This is a genomic window from Bradyrhizobium sp. CCBAU 53340 (genome assembly GCF_015291645.1).
Lineage (GTDB): Bacteria > Pseudomonadota > Alphaproteobacteria > Rhizobiales > Xanthobacteraceae > Bradyrhizobium.
This window is the reverse complement of record NZ_CP030055.1, coordinates 5,625,890-5,643,616: the sequence shown is the minus strand read 5'-3', so window position 1 is coordinate 5,643,616 and position 17,727 is coordinate 5,625,890. Positions and strand designations below refer to the sequence as shown.

Sequence of the window (17,727 nt, the reverse complement as noted above, 5' to 3'; positions counted from 1 at the left end):
CTTGCTGCACTGCAAACGTTTTGCGGCCCGACAGGGCCGACTTTGAAAGGCTGACATGGCGAAAAGACCGGCTGATCCCACCGACGGAAGTGCGCCTGCCGCGCGCCAGGTGCCGATGCGCGACTTTTCGCGCTCGCTGCCGATGTCGCTGCTCAGGGCACGCGAGGCGGTGATGCGGCAATTCCGCCCCTCGCTGCGCGAGCACGGCCTGACCGAGCAGCAATGGCGCATCCTGCGCGCGCTTGCGGCGATCGAGGCGGCCGAGGTCACGGAACTCGCGCGCACCGCATTTCTCCTCGGACCGAGCCTGTCGCGCATCCTGCGCGATCTCGAGGCGCGCAACCTGATCGAGCGCAAGACGGCGAAGACCGATCAGCGGCGGAGCATGGTTTCGATCTCGAAGGAGGGCGTGCGGCTGATGGCCTTCGTGGCGCCGACCTCAGAGGCGATCTATGCCGAGATCACGCAGCGTTTCGGCGCGCGCAAGCTCGCCGAGTTGCAGGAGATGCTGGGAGAGCTGGAGCAGAGTCTCGCGGGGCTTGGTGCGGACCACGAGGCAGGTACCGGGGAATGACGGCAGATATGCGCGAGCGCGCGACAACCGCGATGGACATCCGCGGCTTTTTTCGGTCAAAGGTACTGATTCCCCGCGATCCCGGGGCGAAAACCGCTTCTAAGCGCAGCAGAAATGGCATCCTCTTGCCGGATGACAGCCGGACGGCGATAGTGGCCGCCGCCCGCGAGGTTGGTGTCCTTGAAACCAGTATCCCGTGGGCGAGCGCATAGGTCTTGCGCCATTGCGAGCGTAGTGCGGCGATCCCTTTGGCGGTAACACCGGCTGGCGCTGTCACGGCGCTCGTCATGGTGACGAAGGCTCAAACAACAAAGAAGGAAGGCAACGTGGCGAACAAGGTCAAGGAAATCTGGAAGTCGGGCAAGGCCGTGGTCAACGCGTGGCTCGCTATCCCCTCCGGCTTCTCGGCCGAGATGATCGCGCAATGCGGCTTCGACAGCGTCACCGTCGACATGCAGCACGGCGTGCAGGACTATCTGTCGATGGTGCAGTGCTTCCAGGCCATGGACAAGCACCCGGTGACCCCGATGGTCCGCGTGCCCTGGAACGAGCCCGGCATCATCGGCAAGGTGCTCGATGGCGGCGCCTATGGCGTGATCTGCCCGATGGTCAACACGCCGCAGGAAGCCAGGAACCTCGTCTCCTATTCGAAATATCCGCCGCAGGGCGTCCGTTCCAACGGCCCGATCCGCGCCGGCATGTACGGCACCGCGGGCTCCTACCAGAAGACCGCCAATGCCGACACCATCCTGCTGCCGATGATGGAGACCAGGACCGCGGTCGAGAACATGGAAGCGATCCTCGACGTCGAGGGCATCGACGGCGTCTATATCGGCCCGTCCGACCTCGGCTTCTCCTATGGCCTCGAGCCGAAGCTCGATCGCTCCGAACCCGAGATCCTCGCGATCTACGAGAAGATCATCAAGGAGTGCGGCAAGCGCGGCCTCAACCCCGGCATCCATTGCAGCGGCGCGGAAGGCGCTGCGCGCGCCATCAACATGGGCTTCAAGCTGGTGACGCTCTCGAACGAGGTCGGCCTGATGACCACCTACGCCAAGATGCAGGTCAATGCGACCCGCAAGGAGTCGGGCGGCAAGGCCTAAGCTGTCCGTGTCCCGGACGCGGTGCGGCACGCAGTGCCGCTCCGCAGAGCCGGGACCCAGAAGGCAGTGAAGTACATGATGTAACAACTGGGCCCCGGCTCAGCAGCGCACCGTTTCACGCTGCGCTGCGTCCGGGGCACGATACTTTGAAGACCCAAGGAGACTCCCATGACCATCAGCCCCGTCATCCGCCTGCACCCCGCTGATGGCGTGCTGATCGCGCGCGCAAGCCTGCCGCCGGGAACATTGGTGGCCGACGGCGTGACCACGGTCGAGCGCATTCCCTCCGGCCACAAGGTCGCGATCAAGCCGATCGCTGTCGGCGAGCCGGTGATCCGCTACGGCCAGATCATCGGCTTTGCGACGCAGGCGATCGCGCCGGGCCAGCACGTGCACGTGCAGAACTGCGGCATGGGCGACTTCGCCAAGGACTATGCCTATTGCGCCGACGCCAAGCCGACGCCGAATTTCGACCTGCCGGCAACCTTCGAAGGCATTCGTCGTCCGGACGGCCGCGTCGCCACGCGCAATTATATCGGCATCCTCACTTCGGTGAATTGCAGCGCGCATGTCGCAAGCCTCGTCGCCGACGTGTTCAAGAAGAATCCCTTCACCGGCGACAATCCGCTGGCAGACTTCCCCAATGTCGACGGCGTGGTCGCGCTGACCCACAAGACCGGCTGCGGCATGACGCAGAACGAGCCCTTGGCGCTGCTCCGACGCACGCTGGGTGGCTATGCGCGGCACGTCAATTTCTCCCATGTCATCGTGCTTGGCCTCGGCTGCGAGGTGAACCAGATCGGCGGGCTCATGGAAGAGCAGAAGCTCGCCGGCCGCCTGCGCGCGATGGACATCCAGGAAGTCGGCGGCACCCGCAAGACGGTGGAAGCCGGCATCGCCTTCGTGCGCGAGGCACTCGCTGACGCCAACAAGGTCAAGCGCGAAACGGTGCCGGCAAGCGAGCTCACCGTGGCCCTGCAATGCGGCGGCTCGGACGGCTATTCCGGCGTGTCGGCCAATCCGGCGCTGGGCGCGGCCAGCGATCTCATCGTCCGCCACGGCGGCACCGTCATCCTCTCCGAGACGCCGGAGACCTATGGCGCCGAGCATCTCTTGACGCGCCGCGCGGTGAGCCGCGAGGTCGGCGAGAAGCTCGTCGATCTGATGCGCTGGTGGGACGAGTACACGACGCGCGAAGGCGCCGAGATGAACGCCAATCCCAGCCCCGGCAACAAGGCCGGCGGCCTTACCACCATTCTGGAAAAGTCGCTCGGCGCCATGGCCAAGGCCGGCACCACCAATCTTGTCGAGGTGCTGCGCTATGCCGAGCCCGTGACTAAGCGCGGCTTCGTGTTCATGGATACGCCTGGTTACGATCCGGTCGCGGCGACCGGTCAGGTCGCCGGCGGCGCCAACCTGGTCTGCTTCACCACCGGCCGCGGCAGCGTGTTCGGCTGCAAGCCAGCGCCCTCGATCAAGCTCGCCACCAACACCCCCATGTACAAGCGCATGGAAGAGGACATGGACGTCAATTGCGGCACCATCCTCGAAGGCGAGGAGAGCGTTCAGCAGTGCGGTGAGCGCATCTTCGATCTCATCCTGAAGACTGCTTCCGGCCAGCCGACCAAGAGCGAGAGCTTCGATTTCGGTGGTGCGGAGTTCGCCCCCTGGGTGCTGGGCGCGACGATGTAACGGGCGGCGATGGCGCCTCGCTGCCGGAATGACAGAACGCCGACACCTACGTAGTGATACGTAGGTGTCATATGACCGCGGCAGTTGCTGCGGTCACTCGGGATTAACATTTCGCACCGTAATCGTGAGGTGATGCGGGCGACTCCTTCGAGGGCGCCGCCCTTCGACAGGATTCGTCAAAGATGACGCGTGCGATACGGCCGACCGGCGTGGAAAACCTCCTCGGTGAAGAGGAATTGATCGTGTCGAAGACCGATCTCAAGGGCCGCATCACCTACGCCAACGACGTCTTCCTCCGGATGGCGAAGTATTCATATGCCGAACTGATGGGCGCGCCCCACAGCCTGATCCGGCATCCCGACATGCCGCGCGCGGTCTTCAAGCTGCTCTGGGACACGCTCCAGTCCAGGCAGGAGATCTTCGCCTACGTCGTCAACCTGGCAAAGGACGGCAGCCACTATTGGGTCTTCGCCCACGTCACGCCGACCTTCGACGAGCGCGGCAGTATCGTCGGCTATCACTCCAACCGCCGCAAGCCCGATCGCGTGCAGATCGAGCGCATCAAGCCGATCTACAAGACGCTTTGCGCCGAAGAAGCGCGGCACGCCAATGCCAAGGACGGCATGCGCGCGAGCTTCGAGGCGATGGTCGGACTATTGAAGCAACAGGGTGTCGGCTACGATGAATTTGTGCTCTCTCTCTAAGGCGCAGGGAGCGACCGCGCTCGCGTGTGTTCTGGCTATCGTTGCGGTCGCCCTTTCGCTTCTCGGCGTGACCGGAATTTCCGTCGCGGCACTACTTGGCGCGACCGTCGTGCTGCTCGGCTACGCGACGTGGGGCCAGCAACGCACCGCCGCCGCTCTCGACGAGGTGGCCGAGGTGTGCCGCAAGGCCTCGTGCGGCGATCTCGAGGCACGCGTCCTCAGTGAGCGACAGGCCGGCCGGATCGGATCGATCCAGAAATCGGTCAACGACATGCTCGACATCACCGATGCCTTCGTCCGCGAGGCGTCGGCGTCGATGGACTATGCCAGCCGCGGCAAGTATTTCCGCAAGATCCTCGCCCGCGGTCTGCCCGGCTCGTTCCGCCGTTCGGCCACCGTCATCAATTCCGGCACCGACAGCCTGGGTCGCCGCGTGGTCGAGATCGCCGATCTCGCCAGACAGTTCGGCACGCATCTCGACGGCGTTGCCGGCACGCTGATGGGCGCGGCGACCGATCTCGAATCCGATGCCGGCCAGATGGCGGCTGCGGCCGAGAAGACCAGCCGGCAGACTTCCGGCGTGCTCAGCGCCTCCGACCAAGCCTCGCGTAACGTTGCGACCGTCGCCAGTGCCGCCGAGCAGCTCGCATCCTCGATCGCCGAGATCGGCCGTCAGGTCTCCGGCTCGACCGCGAGCACGGGTCGCGCCGTGAACGAAGCCAATCGCGCCGGCAGCGAGATACGAAACCTCGCGGACGCCGCGCTGCGGATCGGCGACGTCGTCAAACTGATCAGCGAGATCGCCGAGCAGACCAATCTGCTCGCGCTCAACGCCACCATCGAGGCGGCGCGGGCGGGCGAGGCCGGTCGCGGCTTCGCGGTCGTGGCCTCCGAGGTCAAGAGTCTCGCCAACCAGACCGCGAAAGCCACCGAAGAGATCAGCGCCAAGGTCGGCGAGATGCAGCAATCGACCACCAATTCGGTCACGGCCGTCGAGGCGATCGCGCAGACCATCGCGGAGATCGACAGCATCACCGCCAGCATTGCGGCCTCGATCGAGCAGCAGGGGGCCGCGACGCGCGAGATCGCTCGCAACGTCCAGGAGGCTTCGGCCGGCACCTCGCAGATGTCCTCCAACGTCACCGGCATCAGCGAAGCCGCCGCCGACACCGGCCGCGTCGCCGCTCGCGTCAACAGCGCCTCCGAGCGCGTCCACGGCGAAGTCGAGACGCTCCGCCGCGAGGTGACGCAGTTTTTGCAGGGGCTGACCTCGGCGGCGTAGGTCCTCCGGCGCACCAGATAGCGACCCGGACACACTCGGCCCGCACCTTGCATAGGCACGGTCTGCCCGTTGTTAGTGCTTGATCGCACTCACATCAGGTGTTCTGCTCAAAAAAGCTGCTGGAGCACCGTACCCCGTGTCGATCTACGTCGCATTACACCACGTCACGCACTACAAATACGACCGCCCGATCGACCTGGGACCGCAGACCATCCGCCTGCGGCCGGCGCCGCATACGCGCACGCCGGTCATGAGCTATTCGCTCAAGGTCACCCCGGCCAATCACTTCGTGAACTGGCAGCAGGACCCACAGGGCAACTGGCTCGCCCGCTACGTCTTCCCGGAGAAGACCACCGAGCTGAAATTCGAGGTCGACTTCACGGCGCAGATGACGACGGTCAACCCGTTCGACTTCTTCGTCGAGCCTTACGCGGACAGCTTTCCGTTCGAATACCCCAGGGATCTCAAGACCGAGCTCGCGCCGTATCTCGAGACCATCAAGCCCGATGCCGAGTTCGCGAAATATCTGGCCTCGATCCCGCGCGAGGCGCCGAACACGGTCAACTTCCTGGTCGAGCTCAATCGCGAGCTGCAGAAGAAGATCAGCTACATCATCCGCATGGAGCCCGGCGTGCAGACGCCGGAGGAGACGCTGACGTCTTGCGCCGGCTCGTGCCGCGACTCGGCCTGGCTATTGATCCAGACCTTCCGTCATCTCGGGCTCGCCGCCCGCTTCGTCTCCGGCTACCTCATCCAGATCCGCCCCGACATCGATCCGATCGAGGGACCGCCCGAGGTCGAGAACGACTTCACCGATCTGCACGCCTGGGCCGAGGTCTATCTGCCGGGCGCCGGCTGGATCGGGTTCGACGCGACATCAGGCATGCTCGCGGGTGAGGGGCATATCCCCGTGGCCGCCACGCCGCATTATCGCTCGGCCGCGCCGATCTCCGGCGGTGCCGGCTTTGCCGAGGTCGAGTTCGCCTTCGACATGAGCGTGAAGCGCATCCGCGAGGCGCCGCGCATCACAAAACCGTTCTCGGATGAATCCTGGGTGCGGCTCAACGATCTCGGCGAGCAGGTCGACGGCGATCTCGCAAGCCAGGACGTGCGCCTCACCATGGGTGGCGAGCCAACCTTCGTGTCTGTGGATGATCTCGAAGCGGCGGAATGGAATACGGAAGCCGTCGGCCCGACCAAGCGCGCGCTCGGCGACGATCTGATCCGTCGCCTGCGCGCGCGCTTTGCGCCGGGTGGCCTGCTGCATTACGGCCAGGGCAAATGGTATCCCGGCGAGAGCCTGCCGCGCTGGGCGTTCGGCCTGTACTGGCGCAAGGACGGTGTGCCGATCTGGAAGAACGCCGACCTCATTGCTAAGATCGACAATCCCAGGCGCGCCCAGACCGAGGACGCCGAGGACTTCATGGAAGGCACGGCGGCGCGGCTCGGGCTTGATCCCGGCTACATCATCCCGGCCTATGAGGACACCGTCTACTGGCTTCAGAAAGAAGCCGAGCTTCCGATTAACGTCGATCCCTCCAATTCGCAATTGTCCGATCCGGAAGCGCGCGCACGCATGGCGCGGGTCTTCAACCAGGGCCTCCGCACTCCGCGCGGCTTCGTGCTGCCGGTGCAGCGCTGGAACGCGCCGCCACGCTGGCGCAGCGAGCGCTGGCAGCTCCGGCGCGGCCATCTGTTCCTGTCTCCGGGCGATTCACCGCTCGGCCTGCGCCTGCCGATCGGCTCGCTCGGCTACGTGCCGCCCAATCAATATCCCTACATCGTCGAGCAGGATCCGATGGAGGCGCGCGACAGGCTGCCGGTGTTCACGCCGCCGGCGCGGCCGAAATCACCGCCGCGCGTTGCGCCCGAGCATCTCAACACCTCCATCCCGGTCCGCACCGCGATGTCGGTAGAGGTGCGCGACGGCGTGATCTGCGCCTTCATGCCGCCGGTCGAGCGCATCGAGGATTATCTCGAGCTGGTCGCGGCACTCGAAGCCACGGCCGAGGAGATGCAGCTGCAGGTCCATGTCGAGGGCTACGCGCCGCCGTTCGATCCGCGCGTCGAGGTCGTCAAGGTGACGCCGGACCCCGGTGTCATCGAGGTCAACATCCAGCCGGCGCAGAGCTGGCGCGATGCGGTCGAGATCACCTCCGGCCTTTATGAGGACGCGGGCAAGGTGCGTCTCGGCGCCAACCGCTTCCTGGTCGATGGCCGCCACACCGGCACCGGCGGCGGCAATCACGTCGTGATCGGCGGCTCGAGCCCGCAGGATTCGCCGTTCCTGCGCCGGCCCGATCTGCTCAAGAGCCTCGTGCTCTATTGGCAGCGGCATCCGTCGCTGTCCTATTTCTTCTCCGGCCTGTTCATTGGCCCGACCAGCCAGGCGCCGCGCATCGACGAAGCGCGCCACGACAGCATTTACGAGCTCGAGATCGCGCTGTCGCATGTGCCGCCGCCGGGCTACCAGACCCCGCTATGGCTGGTGGACCGCTTGTTCCGGCATCTGCTGGTCGACATCACCGGCAACACGCACCGCGCCGAGATCTGCATCGACAAGCTCTATTCGCCTGACGGGCCGACCGGTCGGCTCGGCCTCGTCGAGTTCCGCGCGCTCGAAATGCCGCCGGATCCGCGCATGTCGCTGGCGCAGCAGCTCCTGATCCGCGCGCTGATCGCAAAGTTCTGGCGCGAGCCGCAGCAAGGCAAGTTCGTGCGCTGGGGCACCGCGCTGCATGACCGCTTCATGCTGCCGCATTTCATCTGGGAAGATTTCCAGGATGTGCTCTCCGAGCTCAAGACATCGGGCTATCCGTTCGAGCCGGAATGGTATCTGGCCCAGCTCGAATTCCGCTTCCCCGCCTTCGGCCGCGTCCATCATGGCGGTGTGACGATGGAGCTGCGGCAGGCGCTGGAGCCCTGGCACGTGCTCGGCGAAGAAGGCTCGGCCGGCGGCACCGTGCGCTATGTCGATAGTTCGGTCGAGCGCCTCCAGGTCAAGGCGGACGGTTTCGTCGAGGGGCGTCACGTCATCACCTGCAACGGCCGCCGTCTGCCGATGACCTCGACCGGTCGCTCGGGAGAGGCCGTGGCCGGCGTCCGCTTCAAGGCTTGGCAGCCGGCCTCCGGCCTGCACCCGACCATTCCGGTCCATGCGCCGCTGACCTTCGACCTTATCGACAGCTGGAACGGCCGCTCGCTCGGCGGCTGCGTCTATCACGTCGCCCATCCGGGCGGCCGCAACTACGACACCAAGCCGGTCAATACCTACGAGGCCGAGGCGCGGCGGCTGGCGCGCTTCCAGGACCACGGCCATACGCCGGGGCCGATGCAGCCGCCGCCCGAGGAACGCACAAGTGAATTTCCGCTGACCCTCGACTTGCGGACCCCGCTCCTGCAATGAGTATGATGGTGGGGCAGGGAGAGGCGCATGGGCGAGGGCGCGGCCGAACAGGACGACAAGGGGGCTAAGGCGCCAGGACAGCGCGAAAGCCAGCGAGACGGCCAGCGTCGCCTCGCGCAATGGGTCCGCGACTACAGCCGCCTGCCTGGTATCCCCGACGAGTTCCTGGGCCCCGACGGTGCCCCGCGCGCGGTCTGGGGCCGCTTCTTCGACGCTTTTGGCGCGCTCGCGCCTGACGAGGTCGAGCGGCGCTTCGGCATGGCCGACCGCCATCTGCGCGAGGCCGGCGTCACCTATCGCGCACCCGGCGACAGCGCCGACCGGCCGTGGTCGCTCAGCCACCTTCCGCTCCTGATCGACGAGGCCGACTGGAAGCAGCTCTGCGCCGGCATCACCCAGCGCGCCGAGCTGTTGGAGCTCGTGCTGCGCGACATCTATGGCGAAGGGCGGCTGGTCGCCGAGGGCGCGCTGCCCGCCGGTGCGATCGCCGGCAGTCCCGAATATCTACGCGCCGTCTGCGGCGTGCCGCCGCCGGGCGGGCGCTACCTCTCGATCTATGCCGCCGACGTCGGCCGTGGGCCTGACGGCCGCTGGTGGGTGCTCGGCGACCGTACGCAGGCGCCGTCGGGCGCCGGCTACGCGCTGGAAAACCGCCTGGTGCTGTCGCGCGCCTTCTCCGATCTCTACAAGTCCATGAACGTGCCGCGCGTCGCGCCGTTCTTCGAGGCGTTCCGCGACTCGCTGCGCGCGCGTGCCGATCGCGACGAGCCGCGGATCGGCGTGCTCACGCCCGGCAGTTTCAGCGAGACCTATTTCGAGCACGCGACGCTGGCGCGCTATCTCGGCTTCCTCCTGGTCGAGGGCGACGATCTCGCCGTCAGTGACAACCGCATCCACATCCGCACGGTTGCCGGGCTGAAGCGGCTCGACGTGCTGCTGCGCCGCGTCGATTCCAACTCGCTCGATCCGCTCGAGCTCGATGCGTCCTCGCATCTCGGCGTGCCCGGCCTGATCGACGTGCTGCGCAAGGACGGCGTCGTCGTCGCCAACATGCCGGGCTCGGGCGTGCTGGAGGCGCGGGCACTGCTCGGCTTCCTGCCGGCGCTCAGCCGTCGTCTGCTCGGCGAAGAGCTGAAGATGCCGCATATCGCGACCTGGTGGTGCGGCCAGAAGTCGGCGCGCGACGAAATATTGTCGCGGCTCGACGAGGTCGCGATCGAAGGCGCGTACCAGCGCGGCGTGCCCGGCTTCGAGAGCAAGGGCCCGGTGCTCGCGAGCGAGCTCGACGCAGCGGGACACCAGCGCCTGATCGATGCCATTAGCGCGCGGGGCATGGATTATGTCGGCCAGGAGGTGGTGCGGCTCTCCACCATGCCGGTGTGGGAGCACGGGCAGCTCACGCCGCGTCCCTTCGTGCTGCGGGTGTTTGCGGCCGCGACACCGGACGGCTGGGCCATCATGCCCGGCGGCTTCTGCCGGATCGCCGAGCAGCCGGACGCGCGCGCGGTGTCGATGGGCGACGGCGCGCGCGCCGCCGACGTCTGGGTGGTCTCGGAGAAGAAGGTCTCGACCGCCTCGCTGCTGCCGGCGACCGACAAGGTGCGGATCCGCCGCATCGCTGGCGTGCTGCCGAGCCGCGCCGCCGATAATCTGTTCTGGCTCGGCCGCTATCTCGAACGCGCCGAAGCGACGCTGCGGCTGGTGCGCGCATTGGGCTCGCCGAGCGGGCCCAACAAGGGTACCGCGGCCTCGCAGCAATCGGCCGAGCGGATCCAGCGCCTGCTGGTGACCTGGGGCGCGATCTCGCAGACCTCGCGCGCGGCGCCGGGGCGCATCGTCGCCGAAGCCTTGCAGAGCGAGGCGCGTTTCGGCTCGGCGCTGTCGCTGGTGCGCGCGGCGCAGCGCACCGCGACCTCCTTGCGCGAGCGGTTGTCGCCCGATGCCTGGCAGGTCATCATCGAGATGGCGGAACGGCTCTCCTACGAGGTCGAGGATGACGACAGCGTGCTGAGCGCGGCCGAGCTGACCTTGCAGGAACTGGCGAGCTTCGCAGGGCTGGCGCAGGAGAACATGAACCGCGCCGCCGGATGGCGCTTTCTCGATATCGGACGCCGCGCCGAGCGCGCCATCAACACGGCGCGTTTTGCCCGGCAGTTCGCCTATGACGAGGCCGGCGACGAAGACCTCGATATCCTGTTGACGCTGGTGGATTCCCAGATCACCTATCGCTCGCGCTACCTGCTGGCGCCGATCCTGGCGCCGGTGCGCGACCTTGCGGTGCTCGACAGCTACAATCCGCGCTCGGTGGCGTTCCAGGTCGCAACCCTGAACGAGCATATCGCGGCTTTGCCGAGCCTGAAGGAGCACGGCCTGATCGAGCGGCCGCAGCGGCTTGCGGTGGCGGTGCAGTCCATGCTCGCCACGGCCGAGGCCGAGAAGCTCGAGGTCAAGACGCTGTTCGCGCTGGAGCAGGATCTGCTCAATCTCGCCGAGGCGATCGGGCTGCACTACTTCCCGCATGGTCCGAATGCGAGCCGGCCGGAAAAGCTGACGGGGCTGGCGTGATCTACGACATCAGGCACGTCACCACCTACGAATATGAGAACCCGGTCAGCTTCGCCCGCTGCACGCTGCGGCTCGAGCCGAAGAACGGCAACGGTCAGGAGCTGATCTCGCACAAGGTCGAGATCAGGCCGCGTCCGTCCGAGCGCAATGTTCGCCGCGACTTCTTCGGCACGCTGACGGAGAGCGTGGTGATCGACGCCGCGCATCGCACCTTGCGCATCGATGCCCGTTCGCGCGTCTCGGTGTCGCGCCAGGTGCCGGCGCGCGACGCCCTCGGCCCGACATGGGAGAGCGTCCGAGATATCGCCTTCGAAGCCACGAGCCTTGGGCCGTCCTCGCCGGTCGGCTACGTCTTTGCGAGCCCCCTGGTGCCTGTTCTGCGTCCCGTCAGCGCTTACGCGGCATCGAGCTTTGTGCCCGGTGAGGGCATCCTCAAGGGCGCGGCCGATCTGATGCACCGCATTCGCACCGAGTTTCGCTACGACCCCAAGGCCACCGTGATCTCGACGCCGCTTGGCGAGGTGTTCGACAACCGCCACGGCGTCTGCCAGGACTTTGCCCATGTCATGATCGCAGGGCTTCGCGGGCTTGGCCTGCCCGCAGCCTATGTCAGCGGTTACTTGCGCACCATTCCGCCGCCGGGCCAGCCGCGCTTGCAGGGCGCCGACGCCACCCATGCCTGGGTGTCGCTGTGGTGCGGGGTGGAACTCGGCTGGATCGATTTCGATCCGACCAACGACCTCTTGGTCGCCAACGACCACATCGTGCTGGCGGTCGGCCGCGACTTCTCCGACGTCTCGCCGATCGACGGCATCATCGTCGGTTCGCCGAAGCAGAAGCTCGGCGTCGCCGTGGACGTGTTGTTGGTGGAGTGACGGCGGCTCGTCCGACGCGTAGCGGCGATCTCGCGGCCTGCGCGCGCCCGAGCTTTTGATCCGTCCCATTCCAGGTCATTGCGAGTCATTCGCGATCGGATCGGTCTCGAACGTCTTGCCGGTAATTGCGGCCTCGATCCGGAAGGCCTATTCCGACGGGAATTGACGCGCCTGTCCGCAATGCGGTGCAGGCGTCGTGGTCCGACTGCGGTGCACGCTCGGCTCGCGCAGCCATAGGCGAAGCTTTGCGGTCGGCCATTGGCCGGGCCGCGACCCATCCTGAAGGTGTGCCGAATGGTAGCTGCAATTGTGATGCTGCGGGGCGGCATCGCAACATATTTACGTATTTTTGTTCCCGAGTTTGGCCAGCCGCCCCAGATTGGGCTATGCTGAACCTGCGTTGAAAGCGAGACGAGACGTCGGGAGTTGACGTGGGACACCACCGACAGACGGGGCTGCATCCATGATCACGTTACCGAGACTAGCGGCCGAATCCCTGGAGAAGTTGCTGGGAACGTTCATGCGCCGCCGGTACGACGAAACGTCCGCCAGTATCGTCGAGAGCGCGACCCGCACCGCAATGGAATGTATCGGTAATAGCGATGCGCTCTACCACAACATCGAGCATACGATGCTGGTGACGCTGGCCGGTCATTCCATCCTCTGTGGCCGAAGTCTCCATGCGCATCTGTCCGCTGGGGACTACGTCCATGTCCTGATCGCCTGCCTCGCCCACGATATCGGCTATGTCCGTGGCCTGTTCGAGGAGGATGACGTCGACGGCTTCGTGATCGATGCCGCCAACACCAAGATCTCGCTGCCGCGCGGCGCGTCGGATGCGAGCTTGATGATGTATCACGTCGACCGCTCGAAACTCTATGTGACACGGCGGCTGCAACATATTCCCGGGCTCGATCCGGAACGCATTGCCCGCGCCATCGAGGGGACACGCTTTCCTGCCCGGGAAGGCCAGGATTATGACGACGACGCCTCGATCCTGCGTGCCGCCGACTTCATCGGCCAGCTCGGCGATCCCAACTATCTGCGCAAGGCCAATGCGCTCTATTACGAGTTCGAGGAAGTCGGCATCAACCGCCAGCTCGGCTACGACTCGCCTGCCGACATCGTCAACCGCTATCCACAATTCTATTGGAACAGCGTCGCGCCGCACATCCAGACCGAGATCGGCTATCTCAACAAGACCGAGATCGGCCGGCAATGGATCGCCAATCTCTACAGCAATGTCTTCCGCGCCGAGCGCGACATTTCGCTGTCAGGGCCGCAGAAATAGCACCCGCTCCATCCGGGCCGCGACCTTTCCAGATCCGTGAGCAAAACATGCAACAAAAAACCGTGAGCACGGATGTCCTCGACATCGCCTATCGCGAATACGGCGCAGCGGATGGCTGGCCCTGCATCATGGGTCACGGCTTTCCCTATGACGTGAATGCCTATGCCGAGACCGCGCCGATTCTTGCGCAGGCCGGTGCGCGCGTGCTGGTGCCGTGGCTGCGCGGCTACGGCCCGACCCGCTTCCGCTCAGCTCAGACGCTGCGCTCCGGCGAGCAGGCGGCGCTCGGCGCCGATCTCCTGGCCTTCATGGATGCGCTCAAAATCGAACGGGCCGTCGTCGGCGGCTATGATTGGGGCGGCCGCGCGGCTTGCGTGGTCTCGGCGCTGTATCCTGAGCGCGTCGTCGGGCTCGTCTCCGGCAATTCCTACAACATCCAGAACATCGCGCGCGCGATGGAGCCGGCCTCGCCGCCGCACGAGGCCGCGCTGTGGTACCAATATCTCTTCCACAACGAGCGCGGCCGCCGTGCGCTGGAGCGCAACCGCCGCGGCTTTGCCCGGCAGCTCTGGTCGATGTGGTCGCCGAAATGGACTTTCGACGATGCAACCTTCGATCGAAGCGCGGTGTCGTTCGACAATCCTGATTTCGTCGACGTCGTGATTCATTCCTATCGCCACCGCTACGCGCTGGTCGAAGGCGATCCCGCTTACGCCGCGATCGAGGCCAGGCTCGCTGCGCAGCCGCTGGTGCGCGTTCCCACCATCGGGATCGACGGCGACAGCGACGGCGTCATTCCCGGTACTGCCCATCACGCCAGCAAGTTCGAGGGCTTTTTCGAGCTGCGCGTGTTCGCAGGCGCCGGCCATAATTTGCCGCAGGAGCGGCCGGCCGAGTGGGCGCAGGCGGTGCTCGACGTGCGCAAGGCCGCTGAATCCAGCGCCTCACGATGAGGATCTGAGGCCCCCCTCCGATTTTTCCCGATCCTGGGAACCTTTTCCGACCGCAGCCGTCCAAGCTGTGGGGCCGCCTCCGTGTGCGGTCCGTTGCAGGGGAGGTTTTCGATGACGTCACAAGCGCGCAGGCTGGAACGCGTCGCGGTCGCGCAGGCGCCGAGCGATCGGCCTGACAGGGCGGAGGTTGAGCAGGCGATCCGGACCATGATCCGCTGGGCCGGCGACGACCCCGCGCGCGATGGTCTGCGCGAGACGCCGGACCGCGTCGCCCGCGCCTTTGAGGAATATTTCTCGGGCTATGCGCAGGATCCGACCGAAATCCTGCAAAAGACCTTCGAGGAGATCGAAGGCTATGACGAAATGATCGTGCTGCGCGGCGTTCGCTTCGAGAGCCATTGCGAGCACCATATGGCGCCGATCGTCGGACGCGCCTGGGTCGCCTATATCCCGCAAGGACGCGTGGTCGGCATCTCCAAGCTCGCGCGTCTCGTCGACATCTACGCCAAGCGGCTTCAGATCCAGGAGAAGATGACCGCGCAGATCGCTAATACGATCAATGATGTGCTGAGGCCCGAAGGCGTCGGCGTCATCATCAAGGCGACGCATCACTGCATGACCACGCGCGGCGCGCACAAGCCGGGGACCGATCTCGTCACCAGCCGCATGCTGGGCGTGTTCCGCGACAATGCGCTGACGCGCCAGGAGCTGCTGGGGCTCGCCAATTCGGATGATTGATCCGATAGGGGGCCAACGCCAAGGAGGCAACTATGACCGACGACAAGAAGCCGAGCGGTCCCGACCTGACCACGGGCGTGTCGCTGAGCGCGTTCAAGGACGGCAAGCTGCTCGGCCATGTCGGCGGGGAGGATGTCCTGCTGGTACAGGCCGGCAGCGAGATCTTTGCGATCGAGCCTCTTTGCAGCCATTACCATGGTCCGCTCGCCGAAGGGCTCGTGGTTGGCGACACCATCCGCTGTCCCTGGCATCATGCCTGCTTCTCCCTGCAGTCGGGCGAGGCAATGCGTCCGCCGGCGCTGAACGCGCTGGCGGCGTGGGATGTCACGCGCGATCGGGACAGGATCGTCGTTGCGCGCAAGCGCGAGGCGGCCAAACCGTCGACAGCCCATCGCAGCGCGTCGACCCCGGAAAAATTCGTCATCGTCGGCGGCGGTGCGGCCGGCTTTGCGGCGGCCGAAACGCTGCGCCGCGAGGGTTTTGCCGGTGCCATCACCATGCTTAGCAATGACGGCGCGATGCCGGTCGATCGTCCCAATCTCTCCAAGGATTACCTTGCCGGCAACGCGCCGGAGGATTGGCTGCCGCTGCGGGGCGAGGATTACTATCAGGACGCCGGCATCGATCTGCGGCTCAACACCAACGTCTCGGCGATCGACCCGAAGACACGCAGCGTGACGCTCGGCAATGGCGACAGGCTTCCGTTCGATCGCCTGCTGCTCGCCACCGGCGCCGAGCCGGTGAAGCTCCAGATATCAGGCGCCGACCAGCCGCACGTCCATACCCTGCGCTCCGTCGCCGACAGCCGCGCGATCATTAAGGCCGCAGGCAGTGCCAAGCGCGCGCTGGTGATCGGCGCCAGCTTCATCGGCCTCGAGGTCGCGGCGTCCTTGCGGGCGCGCAAGATCGAGGTGCATGTGGTCGCGCCCGAGGAGCGGCCGATGCAGAAGGTGCTCGGGCCCGAGATGGGCGACTTCATTCGCGCGCTGCACGAAGAGAACGGTGTCAACTTTCACCTCAAGGACACCGTGGAGAAGCTCGACGGCATCCGCGCCACGCTGAAGAGCGGCGCCGTGATCGAGGCCGATCTCGTCGTGGTCGGCATCGGCGTCAAGCCGTGCCTTGCGCTGGCCGAGCACGCCGGGCTTGCGGCCGATCGCGGCGTCAGCGTCAGCGAATATCTCGAAACCAGCGTCGCCGGAATCTTCGCTGCCGGCGACATCGCACGCTGGCCCGATCCGCATTCGCGGCAGACCATCCGCGTCGAGCACTGGGTGGTCGCGGAGCGGCAGGGCCAGACCGCGGCGCGCAACATGCTCGGCAGGCGCGAGCGCTTCGACGCGGTGCCGTTCTTCTGGAGCCAGCATTACGACGTGCCGATCAATTATGTCGGCCACGCCGAGAGCTTTGACGACATCGACGTCGACGGCAGCATCAAGGACAAGGACTGCCTGCTGAAGTACCGCAAGGATGGCCGGGTGCTTGCGGTCGCCTCGATTTATCGCGATCTCGACAACCTCAAGGCCGAACTCGAGATGGAGCGGTCGCGCGCTTGATCTGCGTCAACGCTGGCGGCCGTCGGGCTGTTCTGCTGGCTGTAGTCCCGGCACGTGCTATCCTGAGATGTGCTCTGGGGCATCACATGCAGGAGATGCGTCATGACGTCTGCTTCGGATACCTCTTCCCACCCCGGCCTGGGCTCCGGGATTGCGGCGCTGCATGGCAAATGGGGCTGGATTGTCGCCCTTGGCGTCGTCTACCTGATCGCCGGCTTCGTCGCGCTCGGCAGCGTGGTGATGGCGACGGTGGCGAGCGTGATCGTGGTCGGGGCGATGATGATCGTTGCCGGAGGCGCCGAGATCATTGGCGCCTTCCAGATGAAGAGCTGGGGCAAGTTCCTGGTCTGGGTGCTGCTCGGCGTGCTCTACGTCATCGCCGGCATCCTCACCTTCGATAATCCGCTGTTCGCGGCAGTCCTGCTGACGCTGTTTCTCGGCATATCGCTGATCGCGTCGGGCGCCGTCAGGCTGTTTCTCGCCTTCAGCATGAAGCGCGAGAGCCCGTGGGTGTGGGTCGCGCTGTCTGGCGCCATCACGCTGCTGCTCGGTCTCTTGATCGTGGCGCGCTGGCCGGTGAACAGCGTCTACATCCTCGGCCTGTTCCTCGGCATCGACCTGATCATGGCGGGCGCGGGCTGGGTGGGCCTGGGCTTCAGCCTGAAACGGCGGCACTAGGCGGGACGGGAAGGGGAACGCGATGCGTTGGCTCTACATCGCCGTCATCGTTCTGTTCGCTGCCGCGACGGTGATCTTTGCCGCGCAGAATTTCGAGACGGTCACGATCTCCTTCTTCAGGATGAATCTCAGCCTGCCGCTCGCGGTCCAGACCCTGGTCGTCTACCTGCTGGGAGCGGCGACCGGCGGCAGCCTGTTCGCGCTGTTGCGGCGTTCCTATGCGGGATCGAAGCGTGGCGCCGAGTAACCAGCAACTCGACGCAAGACCATCCCGCGGAACTTCGCTGAGCTGACGCGCTGGCAAAACGCA

At 65.8% G+C, this 17,727-nt stretch carries 15 protein-coding genes; all 15 read left to right on the top strand.

What is annotated here, in order from left to right; all coding sequences use genetic code 11:
• Window positions 1-55: 55 nt before the first annotated feature.
• The 15 genes from hpaR (at window position 56) to XH89_RS26595 (ending at window position 17,664) form a co-directional block, all read left to right on the top strand.
• Window positions 56-574, top strand: a complete 519-nt coding sequence (hpaR, locus tag XH89_RS26665) for a homoprotocatechuate degradation operon regulator HpaR (RefSeq protein WP_194463345.1) — start codon at window positions 56-58, stop codon at window positions 572-574.
• Entirely contained in the window at window positions 571-786 is a 216-nt protein-coding gene (locus XH89_RS26660; RefSeq protein WP_194463344.1) for a hypothetical protein, read from the top strand. The genes hpaR and XH89_RS26660 overlap by 4 nt, the downstream gene beginning before the upstream one ends.
• 114 nt (window positions 787-900) lie before the next feature.
• The gene (locus XH89_RS26655) at window positions 901-1,677 is read left to right on the top strand and encodes an HpcH/HpaI aldolase/citrate lyase family protein (RefSeq protein WP_194463343.1); all 777 of its coding nucleotides are present in this window, start codon (window positions 901-903) and stop codon (window positions 1,675-1,677) included.
• Between the two features lie 168 nt (window positions 1,678-1,845).
• The gene (locus XH89_RS26650; RefSeq protein ID WP_194463342.1) at window positions 1,846-3,369 is read left to right on the top strand and encodes a UxaA family hydrolase; all 1,524 of its coding nucleotides are present in this window, start codon (window positions 1,846-1,848) and stop codon (window positions 3,367-3,369) included.
• Between the two features lie 182 nt (window positions 3,370-3,551).
• Window positions 3,552-4,073 carry a PAS domain-containing protein gene (locus XH89_RS26645; protein WP_194463341.1) on the top strand — a complete coding sequence of 174 codons (522 nt, stop codon included), beginning with the start codon at window positions 3,552-3,554 and terminating at the stop codon, window positions 4,071-4,073.
• Window positions 4,051-5,355: a methyl-accepting chemotaxis protein gene (locus XH89_RS26640; protein WP_194463340.1), complete on the top strand. Its 1,305-nt coding sequence runs from the start codon at window positions 4,051-4,053 to the stop codon at window positions 5,353-5,355. The genes XH89_RS26645 and XH89_RS26640 overlap by 23 nt, the downstream gene beginning before the upstream one ends.
• Before the next feature lie 136 nt (window positions 5,356-5,491).
• Window positions 5,492-8,761, top strand: a complete 3,270-nt coding sequence (locus XH89_RS26635) for a DUF2126 domain-containing protein (protein ID WP_194463339.1) — start codon at window positions 5,492-5,494, stop codon at window positions 8,759-8,761.
• A gap of 27 nt (window positions 8,762-8,788) precedes the next feature.
• Complete coding sequence (locus tag XH89_RS26630; RefSeq protein ID WP_194463338.1) at window positions 8,789-11,326, top strand: circularly permuted type 2 ATP-grasp protein; 2,538 nt, start codon at window positions 8,789-8,791, stop codon at window positions 11,324-11,326.
• Window positions 11,323-12,201, top strand: a complete 879-nt coding sequence (locus tag XH89_RS26625) for a transglutaminase family protein (protein WP_194463337.1) — start codon at window positions 11,323-11,325, stop codon at window positions 12,199-12,201. Before XH89_RS26630 ends, XH89_RS26625 begins: the two co-directional genes overlap by 4 nt.
• Window positions 12,202-12,664: 463 nt before the next feature.
• A complete protein-coding gene (locus XH89_RS26620; RefSeq protein ID WP_194463336.1) occupies window positions 12,665-13,492 on the top strand; it encodes a metal-dependent phosphohydrolase in 828 nt (275 codons plus the stop codon).
• A 47-nt stretch (window positions 13,493-13,539) separates the two neighbouring features.
• The gene (locus XH89_RS26615) at window positions 13,540-14,445 is read left to right on the top strand and encodes an alpha/beta fold hydrolase (protein ID WP_194463335.1); all 906 of its coding nucleotides are present in this window, start codon (window positions 13,540-13,542) and stop codon (window positions 14,443-14,445) included.
• 111 nt (window positions 14,446-14,556) lie between these two features.
• Complete coding sequence (gene folE, locus XH89_RS26610; protein ID WP_194463334.1) at window positions 14,557-15,183, top strand: GTP cyclohydrolase I FolE; 627 nt, start codon at window positions 14,557-14,559, stop codon at window positions 15,181-15,183.
• A 32-nt stretch (window positions 15,184-15,215) separates the two neighbouring features.
• Window positions 15,216-16,739, top strand: coding sequence for an FAD-dependent oxidoreductase (locus XH89_RS26605; protein WP_194463333.1), 1,524 nt, complete (start codon window positions 15,216-15,218; stop codon window positions 16,737-16,739).
• Window positions 16,740-16,841: 102 nt separating this feature from the next.
• Window positions 16,842-17,417, top strand: coding sequence for an HdeD family acid-resistance protein (locus tag XH89_RS26600; protein WP_194463332.1), 576 nt, complete (start codon window positions 16,842-16,844; stop codon window positions 17,415-17,417).
• Window positions 17,418-17,439: 22 nt separating this feature from the next.
• A complete protein-coding gene (locus XH89_RS26595) occupies window positions 17,440-17,664 on the top strand; it encodes a hypothetical protein (RefSeq protein WP_194463331.1) in 225 nt (74 codons plus the stop codon).
• The last annotated feature ends 63 nt before the right edge of the window (window positions 17,665-17,727 follow it).

What these genes read in the sequence shown, in the direction of transcription:
- hpaR (WP_194463345.1), top strand. Translation starts at nt 56, where the DNA reads ATGGCGAAAAGACCGGCTGATCCCACCGACGGAAGTGCGCCTGCCGCG.
- XH89_RS26640 (WP_194463340.1), top strand. Translation starts at nt 4,051, where the DNA reads ATGAATTTGTGCTCTCTCTCTAAGGCGCAGGGAGCGACCGCGCTCGCG.
- XH89_RS26645 (WP_194463341.1), top strand. Translation starts at nt 3,552, where the DNA reads ATGACGCGTGCGATACGGCCGACCGGCGTGGAAAACCTCCTCGGTGAA.
- XH89_RS26620 (WP_194463336.1), top strand. Translation starts at nt 12,665, where the DNA reads ATGATCACGTTACCGAGACTAGCGGCCGAATCCCTGGAGAAGTTGCTG.
- XH89_RS26650 (WP_194463342.1), top strand. Translation starts at nt 1,846, where the DNA reads ATGACCATCAGCCCCGTCATCCGCCTGCACCCCGCTGATGGCGTGCTG.
- XH89_RS26660 (WP_194463344.1), top strand. Translation starts at nt 571, where the DNA reads ATGACGGCAGATATGCGCGAGCGCGCGACAACCGCGATGGACATCCGC.
- XH89_RS26615 (WP_194463335.1), top strand. Translation starts at nt 13,540, where the DNA reads ATGCAACAAAAAACCGTGAGCACGGATGTCCTCGACATCGCCTATCGC.
- XH89_RS26630 (WP_194463338.1), top strand. Translation starts at nt 8,789, where the DNA reads ATGGGCGAGGGCGCGGCCGAACAGGACGACAAGGGGGCTAAGGCGCCA.
- folE (WP_194463334.1), top strand. Translation starts at nt 14,557, where the DNA reads ATGACGTCACAAGCGCGCAGGCTGGAACGCGTCGCGGTCGCGCAGGCG.
- XH89_RS26595 (WP_194463331.1), top strand. Translation starts at nt 17,440, where the DNA reads ATGCGTTGGCTCTACATCGCCGTCATCGTTCTGTTCGCTGCCGCGACG.
- XH89_RS26605 (WP_194463333.1), top strand. Translation starts at nt 15,216, where the DNA reads ATGACCGACGACAAGAAGCCGAGCGGTCCCGACCTGACCACGGGCGTG.
- XH89_RS26600 (WP_194463332.1), top strand. Translation starts at nt 16,842, where the DNA reads ATGACGTCTGCTTCGGATACCTCTTCCCACCCCGGCCTGGGCTCCGGG.